The following is a 16712-nucleotide window of genomic DNA, read 5'->3' on the forward strand; positions in this document are numbered from 1 at the left end:
CCCGCCCTCCCCGTGGCCACCGGGTTCCACCGTCGGTTCCGGGACACCGACCGGTCAACCCTTTCGGTCCTCGCCGAAGCCGGGCACGCTGCATTCCATGCTGCGGCTGCACCTCGGACCGGCCGACCTGTGCCGGATCCGGTTCGTCGACCGGCTGCACCCGGTGGGCACGGCCATGCTGGCCTGCCAGGCGCTGCACGATCCGCGCAGCGCCGCCATGGCGCCGGACCTGGCGGTGGCGGCCGGTACGGCGGCGTCGGTGCCCGGCGTCCGCTCGGCCGTCGCGTCGCTGCGCCACCTGCTGCCGGCCCGGGGCCGGTTGCCCGACTTCCTCACCCCGTTCGACGGGCTGGACTCGGTGGGGGCGGGTCTCGCCGCGATCCGGGCCACCCCCGTCCGCCGGGTGCGGGCCGAGGTCGCCGCCGCGTACGGCGGGGTGGCCGCGACGCCGCTGCGGCGCGGGTTCGCGGCGGCCGACCCGCAGGTGCTGGACCTGTTCGGCCGGGCCATGCACACCTGGTTCGGTGCGGTGCTGGCCCCGCACTGGCCGGCGCTGACCGCCCTGCACCAGCGGCAGGTGGCCGAGGCCGCGCGCGGGCTGGCCCGGCGCGGGCTGGCCGGCCTGCTCGCCGGCCTGCATCCGGCGATCCGGTGGCGGCCGCCGGTGCTGGAGGTCCGGACCTGGTGGCGCGGCGAGGTGACCGGCACCGGCCACGGGCTGCTGCTGCTCCCGTCCCCGGTGGCCGGTCCGCTGCCCCGGGTACTGGTCGAACCGGACCGGCCGGTGCTGCTCGTCTACCCGGCGGCGATGCCCGCCCGGGCCACCGCGCCGGCGGCCGACCCGCTCGCCGGGGTGCTGGGCGCGACCCGGGCGGCGGTGCTGCGCCGGCTGGCCGAGCCGGGCCGGCACACCACCACGGCGCTCGCCCGCGGCGTCGGGATCAGCCTCTCGTCGGCCTCCGAGCACGCCTCCGCGCTGCGGGCCGCCGGCCTGGTCGACACCGAACGCAGCGGCGGGGCGGTCCGGCACCGGCTCACCCCGCTCGGCGCGCACCTGCTCGACGGCGTGCCGTAGCGCCGGAGGCCCGGGGTCGGCTGCCGTAGGGTGGCAGCCGTGACGACGCGCGTGGCCGCCATCGACTGCGGGACCAACTCGATCCGACTGCTGGTCGCCGACCTGCCCGACCCGTCCGCCGGGCCGCAGGCGCCGTTGGTGGACCTGAGCCGCCGGATGGAGATCGTCCGGCTGGGTCAGGGCGTGGACCGGACCGGCCGGCTGGCGCCCGAGGCGATCGAGCGCACCCGGATCGCCCTCGCCGACTACGCGGCGGAGATCGAGAAGCTCGGCGCCGAGCGGGTGCGGATGTGCGCCACCTCGGCCAGCCGCGACGCGTCGAACGCCGCCGACTTCCGGGCGATGGTGGAGCAGACCCTCGGGGTGGCGCCCGAGGTGGTCAGCGGCGACGAGGAGGCCCGGCTCTCCTTCACCGGCGCGGTACGCGGGCTGCCCGCCGACGCCGAGCCGCCGTACCTGGTGGTCGACATCGGTGGCGGCTCGACCGAGTTCGTGGTCGGCACCCGCGAGGGCGGCGTCCAGGCGGCGATCTCGGTGGACATCGGCTGCGTCCGGATGACCGAGCGGCACCTGCACGGCGACCCGCCCGGGCCGGACCAGGTCGCCGCCGCGCAGGCCGACATCGCGGCCGCGGTGGACCGGGCGCTGGCGGCCGTGCCGGGCCGGGAGGCGGCCACCCTGGTCGGGCTCGCCGGCTCGGTCACCACGGTGGTCGCCATCGCCGAGGGCCTGCGGGAGTACGACCCGGCGCGGATCCACCACGCCCGGGTCTCCGCCTCCCAGGTCGCCGCGGTCACCGCCGATCTGCTGTCGAAGACCCGCGAGCAGCGGCTGGCGATCCCGGTGATGCACCCGGGCCGGGCGGACGTGATCGGGGCGGGCGCGCTGGTGCTCCGAGTGATCATGGAACGCGCCGGGATGCCCTCGGTGGTCGCCTCCGAACACGACATCCTCGACGGCATCGCCTGGAGTCTCCTACCGGCAACGAGCTAGCTGGCGGCCCCGGCCCGGGCGGCACGGACCGGGCTCAGGCCGGTCTCCGGTGGCGTCGAGGCCACCGGAGACCCGGCCGTCAGCGACTCAGTCGCTGGTAGCGGCGAACCGCCAGCGGAGCGAACGTCGCGATCAGGAGCACCGGCCACACCACTGCCAGCAGCAGTGCGTGCTCCGCCGGCCACGAGTCGCCACCCAGGCCCGGATTGCCGAACAGTTGGCGGATCGCGGCGACGGTGGCGGACAGCGGGTTCCACTCCGAGATCACCCCGATCCACCGCGGCATCAGCTCGGGCGACACGAAGACATTGGAGATCGCGGTGAGCGGAAACGCCGCCGGGAAGATGATCATGCCGACCGTGTCCGGGTTGCGGACCAGCAGCGCCAGGTAGATCCCGATCCAGGTGATCGCGACTCGCAGCATCAGCAGAAGCCCGACGGCAAGCACCGCCCTGCCGACGCCGTCCCGCCACTGCCAGCCGACCAGCAGGCCACACACCAGCAGGGTGGCCATCTCCAGCAGGGCACGCAGCAGGTCCGCGGCGCTGCGGCCGGTCATCAGGGCGGAACGCGCCATCGGCATCGACCGGAACCGGTCGACGACACCGCGGTTGAGGTCCAACGCCAGGCCGGTCGCGGTGGCGCCAAGGCCGTACAGCATCGTCATCACGAAGATCCCGGGCATCAGGAACTCGCGGTAGTTGCCGCCGCCCGGCACCCGCATGCCGCTGCCGAACACGTACCCGAAGACCAGCACGAACATGATCGGTAGCGAGAAGTAGAGGATCAGTTCCTCCGGCGCGCGGATCACGTGGGTCATGTTCCGCCTGGTCATCGTCCAGCCGTCGGTAACCGCCCAGCGCAACCGCGCCAGCGGGGTGCGCGCGGGCGCCGGCGGGGCCGGTACGGTCTCCGTCTCGCGCAGTCGGATCGCGGTCGTCATGCCGGGTCCGCCTTCCGTCCGGCGCCGACGGGCTGGTTGGCCTCGTCGGCACGGTGTCCGGTCAGGTGCAGGAACGCCTCGTCCAGCGTCGCGCGGCGCAGGCCGACGTCCTCGACCGCGATCCCCGCCTCGTCCAGCGCCCGCACGACGTCGACCAGCCCGGCGACCCGGTCGGCCACCGGCGCGTTGAGCCGCCGGATCTCCGGATCGCGCTCGGCCTCCGCGCCACAGATCCGCGCGATGATCCCGCCGGCCCGGGCCAGGTCGGCCGCGTCGCGTACGACCACCTCGATCCGGTCACCGCCGGTCATCGACTTCAGTTCGTCCGGGGTGCCCTCGGCCACCACCCGACCGGTGTCGATCACCGAGATCCGGTCGGCGAGCCGATCGGCCTCCTCCAGGTACTGCGTGGTGAGCAGGACGGTGGCCCCGTCCGCGGTCAGGGCGCGGACGACGTCCCACACCTGGTTGCGGCTGCGCGGGTCCAGGCCGGTGGTCGGCTCGTCGAGGAAGAGCACGCGCGGCGTGCGGATCAGGCTGGCGGCGAGGTCCAGTCGGCGGCGCATCCCACCCGAGTACGAACCGGCGGACCGGCTGGCCGCCTCGTCGAGCCCGAACCGCTCCAGCAGTTCGCCGGCGCGCCGGCGGGCGGCCCGGGCGCCGAGTCTGCTCAGCCGTCCGAACAGCTCCAGGTTCTGCCGGCCGCTGAGGGTCTCGTCGACCGCCGCGTACTGCCCGGTGAGCCCGATCCGGGCCCGCACCTCGTCCGGCTGTCGGGTCACGTCGAATCCGGCCACCCGGGCCCGGCCAGCGTCGAGGCGCAGCAGTGTGGCGAGGACCCGTACGGCGGTGGTCTTCCCGGCGCCGTTCGGTCCCAGTAGGCCGTGGACCGTGCCACCGGGCACGGTCAGGTCAAGTTTGTCCAGCGCGCGGGTCGGGCCGTACCGCTTGCCCAGCCCTTCGGCGACGACCTCGAAAGTTGTCATGCCCCCACGGTGCGGGCCGGCGCTGACCGCTCACGCACCGTCGGCTGACGGCCGCGCACCGCCCGGCGCGACCCGGGTCGCGGTCTGCTCCGCCGCGGTGATCTGTTCGAGGGCGAGGATGATCTCCGCCCGCGTGGCCTCCCCGACGTACCAGCCGGTGAGCCCGCCCGTCAACGCCGCCTCGCACAGCCGCCGGGCCTCCGCGAGGTCGCCGCGCGACCGCGCCACCTGGGCGAGGCCGAGGCGGGCACCGGACACGAACTCCGGTGCGCCGCCGCGTTGGGCGAGGAGCAGGGCCCGGGCGAAGTCGTCCTGCGCCGCGGCGAGGTCACCGGCGCGCAGCCTCGTCTCGCCCCGGGTGCGCAGCATGTCGGCCTGGTCGACGGTCGATCCGAGTTCCTCGGCCAACGCCATGGCCCGGTCCAGGACGGCGCTCGCCGCCCGGGGGTCACCCTGCCAGGCGGCGAGTTCGCCGAGCACGCCGAACGTGATCATCGACCCCCAGCGGTCGCCGATGCTCTGGAAGCCGTCGAGCGCGGTGGTCAGCGCGGTCCGGGCCCGGTCGTGCTCACCGCTCCACATCCGCGCCGAGCCGAGTCCCATCGCGCCGAGCGCGTTGAGCCAGACGTCCGAGCCGATCAGCTGCTGCAGGTCCCGCATCAGGTGGTCGACGTCCTCGCCGTCCCGGGACGGTGGTCCGGTCGAGATGCCCGACAGGTACAGCAGGAAGGGTTGCCGGGGTGGCCGGGGTGGCCGGTCGAGGCTGAGGAGCAGGGACCGCTGCGATCCGGGGGGCGGCAGGTGGCCGAAACCACCGAGCGAGGCGTTGTAGACGCACAGGACGAACTCCTCGCGCAGGCCGGGTGGCGCCTCCGGGCCGAGCACGTCGAGCACATCGGCGGCCAGCCGGGCCGCTTCGCCGCGCATGCCGCGCAGCCACCAGTAGAAGGACAGCGCCGCGACCAGTTCGGCCGCGACGGGCGCGTCCGCGGCCCTGGTGACGCGACGGAGCGCAGCGTGCAGGTTGTCCCGCTCGGCGTCGAGCCGGCGCAGCCACGCCAACTGCTCGGCCCGGCGAAGGTGACCGTCGGCGGTCCAGGCCAGCTCCAGGAAGTACGCGGCGTGCGCGCGACGGAGCTGGTCGGCCTCGCCGGCCTCGGTGAGCCGCTCGGCGCAGAAGGCACGCACCGTCTCGAGCATCCGGTACCGGCCGGCACTCAACTCCACGAAGGACTTGTCGACCAGGCCGGTCAGCGCGTCGACGAACTCGGCGGTGGGCAGGCCGCAGATCCGCTCGGCCGCCTCCAGGGTGGCGCCACCGGCGAAGACGGTGAACCGCCGGGCCAGCCGCCGTTCGGCGTCGTCGAGCAGATCCCAGCTCCACTCGACCACCGCCCGTAGGGTCCGGTGCCGCGGCACCCCGCTCCGGCTGCCCATCGACAGGAGCCGGAAGCGATCGTCGAGACGGGCCGCCAGCTCGGCGATCGGCAGCCCGCGCAGCCGCGCGGCGGCCAGCTCGATCGCCAGCGGCAGGCCGTCGAGGGTGCGGCAGATCCGCAGCACCAGCTCGAGGTTGGCCGACGTGACCGCGAAGTCGGGCGCGGCGTCGGCGGCCCGCTGGGCGAACAGCACGACCGCGGCGTACCCGTCGGCGTCCGTCACCGCCACGCCGGCCGCCGGCAGGGCGAGCCCGGAGATTGGGCACAGCGCCTCGCCGGTCAGCCCGAGCGGCTCGCGACTCGTGGTCAGGACGCGCAGCGCCGGGCAGGCGCTCAACAGGCGGGCGACCAACCGGGCCGCATCGGCGACGACGTGCTCGCAGTTGTCGAGCACGAGCAGCAGCCGCCGTTCGGCCAGCGCCGCGACCAGCCGGTCGGTCGAGTCCCGGCCCGGCTCGGACGGGGCGCGCAGGCCCGCATCGCGCAGGCCGAGTGCGCTCAGCACCGCCTGCGGTACGTCCGCACCGTGGGCCAGCCCGGCCAGCTCGACGAAGTGGACCTCGCTGTCGAGGCTGCCCGCTGCCTCGATCGCCACCCGGGTCTTGCCCGCTCCGCCGGGGCCGATGAGGGTGATCAGCCGTCGCTCGCCGAGCAGCTCGCCGACGCGCGTCAGCTCCTCCTCCCGCCCGACGAACGTGGTGAGCTGGCCCGGCAGTCCGTGTTCGGGTTTCTCGCGTCCGGCGGGGCGTTCGTCGCCGCGCAGCACGGCCAGGTGGGTCGCGGCCAGCGCGGCCGACGGGTCGGTGCCGAGTTCCTCGGCCAGCGTCCGCCGGGCGTCCTCGAACTCGGCGAGTGCCTCGGCCGGCCGGCCGGCGGCGGACAGGGCGCGCATGAGCTGGATCCGCGACCGTTCCCGCAACGGATGCGCGGCGACCAGCTCGCGCAGCTCCGCGACGAGCGCGGCGTGCTCGCCCAGCGCCAGCTCCGCCTCAGTGCGATCGTCGATGGCGGCCAGCCGCAGCTCGTCCAACCGGGCCGCCTGAACGGGCGCACCGGCCACCTGGGTGACGTCGGCCAGGGCCGGTCCGCGCCACAGGTCCAGCGCCTCGCGCAGCGCCGCCGCCGCGCGGGACCAGTCGCGGCCGGCGAGCGCGCGGTGCCCCGCCTCGGCGAGCCGCTCGAACCGGTACGCGTCGACGTCAGCGGGATCCACGGCGAGCCGATACCCGGCCGGGTGGAACTCGACGGTGTGCGCCGCGGGCAGGGCCTGACGCAGCCGGGACACCTGGGACTGGAGTGCGTTGGCCGCGCCACCGGGCGGATGCTCGCCGTACAGGCCGTCGATCAGCCGATCCGTGGGCACCACCCGGCCCGCGTCGAGCAGGAGCAGTGCCAGCAGGGCGCGCAGCCGCGGACCGCCCACGGGGATCTCGCGTCCGTCGGCCAGCAGCACCTGGGTCGGACCCAGGATGCGGAAGAGCATGGTGCCGATTGTCGCCGACGGCCCGCGCGCCCTGTAGGCACCGTGGGCCGTCGGCGGTTCTACCTCGAACGCTGGCGCGACCAGTCCGACGGCCGCCCGGACCCGTCGCCGGAGCCGCCCGACAGCAGCCCGGCCCAGTCGGACCGACCGGCCCAGTCCGCACCGTCGACCCGGGCGGGACCGCCGGCCCGCACCAGTTCCGGCTCGGCGGTGGTGGGCGGCGCGCCGAGCCCGAGACCGTCCTCACCGGGTGCGCGGTCCCGTCGGGTCACCGGCGGGAGGATCTCGTCCGCCTGCAGCGCCGGCGGCCTGTCGTCGGCGGGCTGCGGCCACCGCTGCCAGCGGCGGATGCTCACGACGCCGACCAGGAGCAGCGACCCGACCAGCAGCGTCGTGCCGGACCGGAGCGGGGCCGCCAGGTCGATCCGGTGACCGCTCACGGTCAGTTCGTGGTCGAACAGTCTCAGCACGCGGGCCGGACTGACGAGCAGGCCCAGGTAGCTGGCCGAGTAGACCAGGCCGGTCAGCGCCGCGCCCAGCGGAGAGAACCGGAGCGTGCCGATGAGCCCCAGCAGGAGCCCGGCGGCGGCCAGCACCAGCGCGGGCCGGACGAAATCACCGCTGTCCAGCGCGCCGCCGTGCTGTGCGGCGGCGAACGCCCGCTCCGACCGGTCCTGGCCGAGCGCGAAGAGAATCCAGGCCAGCGGACCGACGATGACGGCGGCGAGCACTGTTCCGAGGTGTCGCATCCGGGCAACGTACCGATTTCGGCCGAAGATGAGCAGGTCTGATAAGCGAAACTTAAGCCGACCGATCGCCCGCCCGGGCCGGCGTGGAGCGTGCCCGCGAGTCACGGGACCCGCCGAACTACTGTTTTCTTGACGGTACTCTGCAATCCGCATTAGTGTGCGGGGCGTGGATACGACGCAGCTCCTCAAGGGTGTGCTCGACCTCGCCGTGCTCGCCGTGCTCAAGGACGAGGACGGCTACGGCTACGACATCCTCCGCCGGCTGCGCGAGGCCGGCCTGGAAGAGGTCGGCGACGCCTCGGTCTACGGCACCCTGCGCCGGCTCTTCGCCGCCGGCCTGCTGACCACGTACGTGGTGCCGAGCGAGGCCGGGCCGCACCGCAAGTACTACGCGCTCAACGCCGCCGGCCGCGACCAGCTGGCCCGCTCCGGCAAGACCTGGCGGTCCTTCGCCGGCACCATGGACGCTCTGCTCGAGGATCGGGGGATGGCGGCATGACCGTCACTGGGCCGGAGATCGCGGACTACGTCGACCGGGTCCGGGGGGCCCTGGCCGACCTGCCACCCGCCGTCCGCGACGAGTTGACCGAGGATCTGCCGGAGCACCTGGCCGAGGTGGCCGCCGAGACCGACGGCACCCTGGTCGACCGGCTCGGCACGCCGGAGGCGTACGCGGCCGAACTGCGCGCCGCCGCAGGTGCGGAGGCCGGCACCCGGCCGGCGTTCCTGAGCCGGCGGTTCGACGCCGCCCGGGCCCGCGCCGGCACCCAGCTCCGGGCGCTCGACACCCAGCTCGGGCCGCTGCTCGGGCAGCCCTCGGTGAGCGACTTCCTCCGGCCGCTGCGCCCGGCGTGGTGGCTGCTGCGCGGCTGGCTGGCGGCGCTGGTGATCTCCGAGATCCTCGGCGGGTCGTCCGGGCTGCTGCCCCGGCTCGACGGCAGCGTGTTCGCCGGCCTGTTCCTGCTCGCCGGCACGGTCCTCGCCTCGGTCTGGCTGGGCCGCCACTCCGCCGGCCTGCGCGGCTGGCGACGCCAGGTGCTGCAGATCGGCACGGCCGCCCTGCTGCTGTTCTCGTTCGCCACCCTGGTCACCGTGGACCAGCACGCCCGCTCCGACCCGTTCGGCGGCTACCAGGAGGTCTCGACCGACCGCCGGTACGACATGATCCAGGACGTCTTCGTCTACGACGAGCAGGGCCGGCTGGTGACCGACGCCCGGCTCTTCGACCAGAACGGCGTGCCGATCCGGCTCGGCTGGCCCACCTGCCCCGACGGCACCGGCGTGGTGCCACCGCCCCGCTACGTCTACCCGTACTGCCCGGAGCAGGCGCCCTTCGCGCCGCCCGTGCCGTCCCCCGCGACGCCCGCACCGCCCGCGCCCGGCACGGCGAACCCGACCGGGAGCGCGCCGGCACCGAGCGGGAGCGCCCCCGCGCCGAGCGGGAGCACGCCCGCGTCGCCGACCGGCACCGCCGGGCCCGCGCCGTCGGCGGAGCCGACCACCACCCGCTGAACCCGCACCCGCAGGGGCGCCCGCCGAACGGCGGGCGCCCCTGCGGCCGTCCACCGTCCACGCCGGACCGGGCCGGCCAGGTCGGCGGCCACCGCACCCGCCGGGGCGTCCCGTCCCGCGGGCGAACAGGAGGTGAATGCCACTGTTCTCGCGTCTTCCCCGGGCCGTGCGGCGCGTGGCACGCTACCCGCACGTAACACCACTGTGCGACCAGCCAACGATGACTGACCGCTAGGAGGACGGACCCATGGGCGAGATGGTGAGCTTCGCCGGCAACGGAGGGACGAGCGAGGGGTATCTCGCGATACCCTCCGTCGGTGCGGCCAGCCCGGCGGTCATCGTCATCCAGGACTGGTGGGGCCTGGTGCCCCACGTGCGGGCGGTGGTGGACCGGTTCGCGGAGGCCGGCTTCGTGGCCCTCGCCCCGGACTTCCGGCACGGCGGCCCGGCCAGCAAACCGGACGAGCCGCGGCAGATGTTGAACAGCACCCAGATGGACGAGGCGGCCAGCGACATCGCCGCCGCCGCCGAGTTCCTCGCCGGCCGCCCCGAGGTCGCCGGCAAGATCGGTTGCGCCGGGTTCTGCGCCGGGGCGAGCCTGGCCCTCTGGTCCGGCACGTTCTCCGAGCGGATCGTCGCGACCGCCGCCTTCTACCCCCGGCTGCCCTGGGAGGGCATGCGCGCCGACTGGCCGGACTACGCCGGCAAGGCCGCGCTCATCCACTGCTCCGAGGCGGACGGCCTCTCCGCCGCCGACGGGGTGCAGGGCGTACGCCGGGCCATCGAGGCGGCCGGTGGCTCCTGCCAGACATACGACTACCCGGGCACCGCGCACGCGTTCTTCAACGAGGACCGGCCGGAGCACTTCGACCAGCGGGCCGCGGCCACCGCCTGGGCCCGCACCCTGGAACTGTTCCGGGCCCGGCTTGGCTGAGTCGCGTACCCCCGCCGAGGTGGTCGCCCGCGCCGCGCGGGCGACCGACCTGGCCGACCTCGACGGGGCGGTGAGCGACTGCTTCGCCTGCCCGCGCCTGGTCGCCTGGCGGGAGGAGGTCGCCCGGACCAGGCGGGCCGCCTTCCGGGACCAGGAGTACTGGGGGCGGCCGGTGCCCGGGTTCGGCCCGGCCGACGCGCGCATCGGCATCCTCGGTCTGGCCCCGGCCGCGCACGGCGGCAACCGCACCGGCCGGATCTTCACCGGTGACCGTTCCGGCGACGTGCTCTTCGCCGCGCTGCACCGCGCCGGGCTGGCCAACCAGCCGACCAGCGTCGCCGCCGACGACGGGCTCGCCCTGCGCGACACCCGCATCTTCGCCGCCGTGCGCTGCGCGCCCCCGGACAACAAGCCCACCCCGGTCGAGCGGGACACCTGCGCGCCCTGGGTGCACCGGGAGGTCGCGCTGATCCGGCCCACGCTGCGCGTCGTGGTCGCGCTCGGCGCGTTCGCCTGGGCCGCGTGGTGGCCGGTGCTGCGCGACGTGTACGGCCGGCGACCGCCCACGCCGCGCCCCGCCTTCGGCCATGGGGCACACTGGTCCGGCACGTCCGCGCCGGAACTGCTCGGCTGCTACCACGTCAGCCAGCAGAACACCTTCACGGGGCGGCTGACACCAGCGATGTTGGACGACGTGTTCGCCCGGGCGAAGCACCTGGCCGGGGTGGACTGAGGAATGCGTGGGGCGGTGGGATGGACCTCGGCGTGCTGCGCAGGTGGTGGCCGATCGCGGCGGTGACCCTGCTGCTGGCCGCCGCCGCGTTCGCCGCCGGCCACTCCGCCATCGGGGCCAGCCGCATCCCACCGGCCGCCGACAACATCCCGTACGTGCCGGAGTACCCGTCCGCCGAGGCCGCGCCCTCCTTCCCGGCGGAGCCCCGGGACTTCGGTCCGCCCACCTCCGGCGGCATCCCGGGCTGGGTCGCCACCACCGCGATCGTGCTGCTCACGGCGGCCGTGCTGGGCGCCGTGGGCTACGTGCTCTGGACGTTGGTCGGCGGGGCGCTGCGCCGGACCACCCGGGCGGTGCCGGCCCAGCGGGCCCGGCGTACCGCCGCCGGCACCGCCCGCGAGGTGGTGGCCGCGCTCGACGCCGGCCTGGTCGAACTCGACGACCGGGACACCGACCCGCGGACCGCGGTGATCGCCTGTTGGGTGCGGTTGGAGGAGGCCGCCGAGGAGGCCGGGGTGCCCCGGCTCGCCGGGGACACCCCCACCGACCTGGTCACCCGGCTGCTGCGCGGTGATCCGGCCGCCGGGGTGCCGGCGATCGCCAGCGCCGACGTGCTGGACGGGTTCGCGCACGTCTACCGCGAGGCCCGGTACGCCACCCACACGGTCGACGCGCGGATGCGCGACCAGGCCCGGTCCGCGCTGCGCCGGCTGCGCGGCGAGCTGACCAGCCTGGCCGGCGCGGGGGAGGCCCCGGCATCGTGAGCACCAGCATCGACGACCTGCTGTCGTCCGCCGAGGAACCCGCCGCGGAGCGGGCCGAACCGGCCGGCCGTGGCCGGGTCCGGGTGCTGCTGCGGACGCTCACGGTCACCGCGGCGATCACCGTCGTCGTGGTGGTCGGGCTGCGCGCCGTCGGCCTCCAGGTCTCGCTCTGGATCATCGTGGCCGGCGTGCTCGCCGTGCTCGCGGTCCGCCGGGTCACCGCCGCCCTGACGCCCCCGCCGCCGCCCCGCACCGGCGCGCGCGCCCCCGCCGGGGAGGAACCGGGCACCTGGAACTGGGCCTCCCGGGACGCGCTGCGCACCGCGATCAACGGCTGGGAGCGCCCGCTGGACTGGTGCGGCGGCAACCGGGAGCGGTTCACCGAGCGGATCCTGCCCCGCCTCGGTGAGCTGGCCGACGAGCGGCTGCGCCAGAAGCACGGCATCACCCGCGAGTCCGACCCGGCCCGGGCCCGCACCCTGCTGGGAGAGCCGCTGTGGACGTTCCTCAGCGCCCCCTCCCGCCGCCCCCCGTCGCCGCGCGATCTCGCGGCGATCGTCGCCGAACTGGAGAAGTTGTGATGAACGACGTGGACCGCAGCATGCCCCCCGCCGAGGTGGGCCGGCTGGCCCGGGCGGTGCTGGACGCGGTCGGCACGGTCGTGGTCGGCAAGCGGGAGGCCCTGGAGCTGGTCCTCGCCGGCATCCTGGCCGGCGGCCACGTGCTCCTGGAGGACCTGCCCGGCCTGGGCAAGACGCTCACCGCACGGTCGTTCGCGCAGGCCCTCGGCCTGGACTTCCGCCGCCTCCAGTTCACCCCGGACCTGCTCCCGGCCGACGTGACCGGCTCCTTCCTCTACGACCAGCGCAGCGGCGACTTCGCGTTCCGGGCCGGCCCGGTCTTCACCAACCTGTTGCTGGCCGACGAGATCAACCGGACGCCGCCGAAGACCCAGTCGGCGCTGCTGGAGGCGATGCAGGAGAAGCAGGTCTCCGTCGAGGGCGTCACCTACCGGCTGGACGAGCCGTTCCACGTGCTCGCCACCGCCAACCCGATCGAGTACGAGGGCACCTACCCGCTGCCGGAGGCGCAGCTGGACCGGTTCCTGCTCCGGGTCTCCTTCGGCTATCCGGACCACGACGAGGAGTGGGAGGTCCTGCAACGGCGGATCGCCCGCCGCCGCGAGGAGGCCGAGATCACCCCGGTGGTGGACGCCGCCACGCTGCGGGCCATGCAGGCCGCGCTGGAGGACGTGGTGGTCGAGGACTCCATCGGCCGGTACATCGTGGCGCTCACCGCGGCCACCCGCGAGCACCCGTCGGTGCTGGTCGGCGCGTCGCCGCGCGGCTCGCTGGCGCTGCTGCTGCTGTCCCGGGTCCGGGCGGTGCTGAACAACCGCGACTACGTGGTGCCGGAGGACGTCAAGGCGGTGGCGGCGCCCGCCCTGGCACACCGGATCACCCTGCGCCCGGAGATGTGGCTGCGCCGGGTCGACCCGTCCTTCGTGGTCGGCGAGGTGCTCGAGTCCACCCCCGCCCCGGCCAGCGGCGCGCTGCCCAGCTACGCGGCCGGGCCCGCCGGGCGCTGATGACCGACCGTCACGAGCCCGCCACCGGCTGGGCGCCCACCGGGGCGCTCGGCCGGGCCGTGCTGCTCACCGGGCTGCTGCTCGTCGCGGCCGTGCTGCTCGGCCGGATCGACCTGGTCGTGCTGGCCACGCCGTTCGCGCTGGGCACCGCGTACGGGCTGCGCCGCCGGCCCACCGCCCTGCCCGAGTTGGAGATCGGGGCCGGGGACGCGCACCTGGTCGAGGGGTCCCCGATGACCGTGACGGTGGCCGTCGGCAACCCCGACACCGTCTCCTACGACCTGGCCGTGGTGCGCACCCGGATGTCCCGCTGGCTGCGGGTGGAACGGGTCGGCTTCGGCGGGACCGGCATCGACGTGGGCCGCGCCGGCGGCGCCGACCGCCCGTTCGTCACCTCGGTGCCGTCCGGCGCCGCGGTCGACCTGACCCTGACCGGGACGGCGTTGCGCTGGGGCCGGCACCCGATCGGGCCGGCCGGCACCCGGGTGGCGGTCGCCGACGGGCTGCTCGTCTCCCGCGCGGTGATCACCGAACCGGTCCGGACCCGGGTCTATCCGAGGACCGAGCCGTTCGAGGCGGTCGAGGCGATGCCGCGGGCGGCCGGCCTGGTCGGCGCGCACCACTCCCGCCGGCCCGGCGAGGGCGGCGAGCTGGCCGGCGTACGGGTCTTCGCGCCGGGGGACCGGCTGCGCCGGATCGACTGGCGGGTCTCGCTGCGGGCCCGGCAGCTGCACGTGGCGGCCACCCTGTCCGACCGGGACGCCGAGGTGGTGGTGCTGCTCGACGTGCTGGCCGAGGCGGGCCGCTCCGGCGGCGTACGCGGTCCGGCGTCGGTGCTGGACACCACGGTGCGGGCGGCGGCGGCGATCGCCGAGCACTACCTGCACCGGGGCGACCGGGTGGCGTTGCTGGAGTACGGCCCGGGGGCCCGCCGGCTCCGCCCGGCCACCGGGCGCCGGCAGTACCTGACCGTGCTGGAGTGGCTGCTCGACATCAAGGCGGAGTCCTCCCCGCATGAGCCGTACGACCTGGTGTTCGGCCCGCAGCTGCTCTCCTCGGACGCGCTGGTGGTGGTGCTCACCCCGTTGCTGGACGAGCGTTCGGCGCAGATGCTGGCCCGGATGGCCCGGGGCGGCCGGTTCGTGGTGGCGGTGGACACCCTGCCGGCCGACCTGCCGCCGCCGAAGGAGCGCGGCTGGGCCGAGGTGGCGTACCGGCTGTGGCGGCTGGACCGGGACACGATGATCGGCCAGCTCCGCGAGCACGGGGTGCCGGTGGTCCGCTGGGCCGGCGCGGGCAGCCTCGACCAGGTGTTGCGGGACGTGGCCCGGCTGGCCACCGCGCCCCGGGTAGGTGGCCGGTGAACGACATGCTGGCGGCGCTGCACGAGCGGGCCCGGGCGCTGCGGTTCCTGGTCGGCCGGATCAGCCTCGTCCCGCTGCTCATCCGGGCCGGGATCTTCCTCACCGTGCTGCTGGGCGCGCTGGTGGCGTACCCGGCGGAGGCGATCACCCCGCGGTCGCTGCTGGCCCTGACGGTGGTGGCGGTGCTGCCGGCGGCCGGGCCGCGCCGGACGTGGCCGACCTTCGCGGCGCTGGTCGTGGTCGGTGGTTGGCTGCTCGCCACGGTCGGGTACGACCGGCCGCCCGCGCTGTGGCGGCTGGTCGCCGTGGCCGCCCTGCTCTACCTGGCGCACACCCTCTGCGCGCTCGCCGCCCTGCTGCCCTACGACGGGGTGGTCGATCCCGACCTGGTGCTGCGCTGGCTGGGCCGGGCCGGCGGGGTGGTGCTGGCGAGCGCGGTGGTCGGCATCGTGCTGGCCTGGCTCGGCGGGGTCGGCGGCGACCGGGGCTTCCAGGCCGCGACGGTGGCCGGGCTGCTGGTGGCGGTGGCGCTCAGCGCCCTGCTCGGCTGGTTGCTGCGTCGCAGATAGCGGGACTGCGGGGCGGAGTTGCGCAGGTCACAGGGGTTGTGCTCCGTCACAGAAGAGGGTCTCGAACGGGATTACCCGAGCCGCCCGGGGAAAGATAGATGACGTGAATCCGAAGCGGATCCTTGTCGTGGGTGCCGGGCATGTCGGCCTGTACGCCGCTCTGCGCCTGTCCAAGAAGCTGAGCTCCCGTGAGGCCGAGGTCATCGTCGTCGACCCGCAGCCGCACATGACCTACCAGCCATTCCTCCCGGAGGCTTCGGCGGGCAACATCTCCCCACGGCACGCGGTGGTGCCGCTGCGGCGGGAGTTGCGCAAGTGCAAGGTCGTGGCGGGCACGGTCACCCGGATCGACCACCACCGCAGGACCGCCGTGGTGCAGCCGATCAGCGGCCCGGCCCGGGAGATCCCGTACGACCACGTGGTGGTCGCTCCGGGCTCGGTCTCCCGTACCCTGCCGATCCCCGGGTTGCACGAGCACGGCATCGGGTTCAAGACCATCGGTGAGGCGATCTTCCTGCGCAACCACGTGCTGGACCGGCTGGACGTGGCGGCCGCCACGACCGATCCCGAGGTCCGCAGCCGGGCGCTGACGTTCGTCTTCGTCGGCGGCGGGTACGCGGGCATCGAGGCGCTGGCCGAGATGGAGGACATGGCCCGGGACGCGCTGCGCTACTACCCAGAGCTGAAGCCGGCGGACATGCGCTGGGTGCTGGTCGAGGCCACCCAGCGGGTGCTGCCCGAGGTCGACCGGGACATGGGCGCCTACACGGTGCAGCAGCTGCTCAAGCGGAACATGGACATCCGGCTGGACACCCGGCTGGAGTCCTGCGTCGACGGGGTGGCGAAGCTCTCGGACGGGTCGAGCTTCCCCTCGGACACCATCGTCTGGACGGCGGGCGTGAAGCCGTCGCCGATGCTGGACGCCACGGACTTCCCGCGCGACGATCGGCGCCGGGTCACCTGCCTGCCCACCCTGCAGGTGGTGGACGGTGACCGGGTGGTCGAGGGCGCGTGGAGCGCCGGCGACTGCGCCGCCGTGCCGGACCTGACCAAGGAGCCGGGCAACTTCTGCTCGCCGAGCGCGCAGCACGCGGTCCGGCAGGCCGCCCGGATGGCCGACAACATCGTGAACGTGATCCGCGGGCGCGAGCCGGTCAACTACAAGCACAAGCACGCCGGCAGCGTGGCCAGCCTCGGCCTGCACAAGGGCGTGGCCCAGGTGTACGGCGTGAAGATGACCGGCTGGCCGGCGTGGTTCATGCACCGCACGTACCACATGTCGCGGATCCCGTCGTTCAACCGCAAGGTCCGGGTGGTCGTCGACTGGACGCTGGCGTTCTTCCTCAAGCGTGAGGTGGTCGCGCTGGGCCAGCTGCACGACCCGCGCGAGGAGTTCGCCGAGGCGTCCGCCCCGGTCGGCGCGGCGCGCTGAGTTTCGCGCGAAAGGGCCCTTCCCGTCTCGTCTCGGATGCTGTTGGTTAATTTGGGTTCTGCGTGACGTCGGCCTTCAAGACCTGGTTGTGGTCTTGAAGGCCGACGTTTTCGTATTGGGGTGGGTTGCGGGTGTCGATGCGGTCGCG

General features: G+C 74.8%; 16 protein-coding genes. 12 read left to right on the plus strand and 4 right to left on the minus strand.

From position 1 onward, the window contains the following. Window positions 1-97 precede the first annotated feature (97 nt). Both AB0I11_RS27230 and AB0I11_RS27235 read left to right on the plus strand, forming a co-directional pair. Window positions 98-1075 carry a helix-turn-helix transcriptional regulator gene (locus AB0I11_RS27230; RefSeq protein ID WP_357326444.1) on the plus strand — a complete coding sequence of 326 codons (978 nt, stop codon included), beginning with the start codon at window positions 98-100 and terminating at the stop codon, window positions 1073-1075. 51 nt (window positions 1076-1126) lie between these two features. Beyond that, window positions 1127-2068 (plus strand): Ppx/GppA phosphatase family protein, encoded by a 942-nt coding sequence (locus AB0I11_RS27235; protein WP_357326484.1) that lies wholly within the window; start codon window positions 1127-1129, stop codon window positions 2066-2068. Window positions 2069-2147: 79 nt separating this feature from the next. Here the strand turns inward: AB0I11_RS27235 and AB0I11_RS27240 are convergent, their stop codons facing one another. The 4 genes from AB0I11_RS27240 to AB0I11_RS27255 are packed head-to-tail and all read right to left on the minus strand — an operon-like array spanning window position 2148 to window position 7668. Further along, window positions 2148-3011 (minus strand): ABC transporter permease, encoded by an 864-nt coding sequence (locus tag AB0I11_RS27240; protein ID WP_357326447.1) that lies wholly within the window; start codon window positions 3009-3011, stop codon window positions 2148-2150. Next, the gene (locus tag AB0I11_RS27245; RefSeq protein ID WP_357326450.1) at window positions 3008-3997 is read right to left on the minus strand and encodes an ATP-binding cassette domain-containing protein; all 990 of its coding nucleotides are present in this window, start codon (window positions 3995-3997) and stop codon (window positions 3008-3010) included. Before AB0I11_RS27245 ends, AB0I11_RS27240 begins: the two co-directional genes overlap by 4 nt. Window positions 3998-4027: 30 nt before the next feature. After that, complete coding sequence (locus AB0I11_RS27250) at window positions 4028-6919, minus strand: BTAD domain-containing putative transcriptional regulator (protein ID WP_357326453.1); 2892 nt, start codon at window positions 6917-6919, stop codon at window positions 4028-4030. A gap of 59 nt (window positions 6920-6978) precedes the next feature. Then, complete coding sequence (locus AB0I11_RS27255) at window positions 6979-7668, minus strand: hypothetical protein (protein ID WP_357326456.1); 690 nt, start codon at window positions 7666-7668, stop codon at window positions 6979-6981. Between the two features lie 166 nt (window positions 7669-7834). Between AB0I11_RS27255 and AB0I11_RS27260 the strand changes: the two genes are divergently transcribed. The 10 genes from AB0I11_RS27260 to AB0I11_RS27305 all read left to right on the plus strand — a co-directional run bounded on the left by AB0I11_RS27260 (window position 7835) and on the right by AB0I11_RS27305 (window position 16564). After that, window positions 7835-8167, plus strand: a complete 333-nt coding sequence (locus tag AB0I11_RS27260) for a PadR family transcriptional regulator (protein WP_357326460.1) — start codon at window positions 7835-7837, stop codon at window positions 8165-8167. Then, the gene (locus AB0I11_RS27265; RefSeq protein ID WP_357326463.1) at window positions 8164-9180 is read left to right on the plus strand and encodes a hypothetical protein; all 1017 of its coding nucleotides are present in this window, start codon (window positions 8164-8166) and stop codon (window positions 9178-9180) included. Before AB0I11_RS27260 ends, AB0I11_RS27265 begins: the two co-directional genes overlap by 4 nt. 247 nt (window positions 9181-9427) lie before the next feature. After that, window positions 9428-10114 carry a dienelactone hydrolase family protein gene (locus AB0I11_RS27270; protein WP_357326466.1) on the plus strand — a complete coding sequence of 229 codons (687 nt, stop codon included), beginning with the start codon at window positions 9428-9430 and terminating at the stop codon, window positions 10112-10114. Further along, window positions 10107-10847, plus strand: a complete 741-nt coding sequence (locus AB0I11_RS27275) for a uracil-DNA glycosylase (protein WP_357326469.1) — start codon at window positions 10107-10109, stop codon at window positions 10845-10847. The genes AB0I11_RS27270 and AB0I11_RS27275 overlap by 8 nt, the downstream gene beginning before the upstream one ends. 20 nt (window positions 10848-10867) lie before the next feature. Continuing rightward, a complete protein-coding gene (locus tag AB0I11_RS27280; RefSeq protein WP_357326472.1) occupies window positions 10868-11611 on the plus strand; it encodes a DUF4129 domain-containing protein in 744 nt (247 codons plus the stop codon). Then, window positions 11605-12192: a hypothetical protein gene (locus tag AB0I11_RS27285; protein WP_357326487.1), complete on the plus strand. Its 588-nt coding sequence runs from the start codon at window positions 11605-11607 to the stop codon at window positions 12190-12192. Before AB0I11_RS27280 ends, AB0I11_RS27285 begins: the two co-directional genes overlap by 7 nt. Next, entirely contained in the window at window positions 12192-13199 is a 1008-nt protein-coding gene (locus AB0I11_RS27290; RefSeq protein WP_357326475.1) for a MoxR family ATPase, read from the plus strand. Before AB0I11_RS27285 ends, AB0I11_RS27290 begins: the two co-directional genes overlap by 1 nt. After that, window positions 13199-14563 (plus strand): DUF58 domain-containing protein, encoded by a 1365-nt coding sequence (locus AB0I11_RS27295; RefSeq protein WP_357326478.1) that lies wholly within the window; start codon window positions 13199-13201, stop codon window positions 14561-14563. Before AB0I11_RS27290 ends, AB0I11_RS27295 begins: the two co-directional genes overlap by 1 nt. Before the next feature lie 5 nt (window positions 14564-14568). Then, complete coding sequence (locus tag AB0I11_RS27300) at window positions 14569-15132, plus strand: hypothetical protein (protein WP_357326490.1); 564 nt, start codon at window positions 14569-14571, stop codon at window positions 15130-15132. Between the two features lie 103 nt (window positions 15133-15235). After that, the gene (locus AB0I11_RS27305) at window positions 15236-16564 is read left to right on the plus strand and encodes an NAD(P)/FAD-dependent oxidoreductase (RefSeq protein WP_357326481.1); all 1329 of its coding nucleotides are present in this window, start codon (window positions 15236-15238) and stop codon (window positions 16562-16564) included. The last annotated feature ends 148 nt before the right edge of the window (window positions 16565-16712 follow it).

It is taken from the genome of Micromonospora sp. NPDC050495 (assembly GCF_040655175.1).
Taxonomy (GTDB): Bacteria; Actinomycetota; Actinomycetes; order Mycobacteriales; family Micromonosporaceae; genus Micromonospora.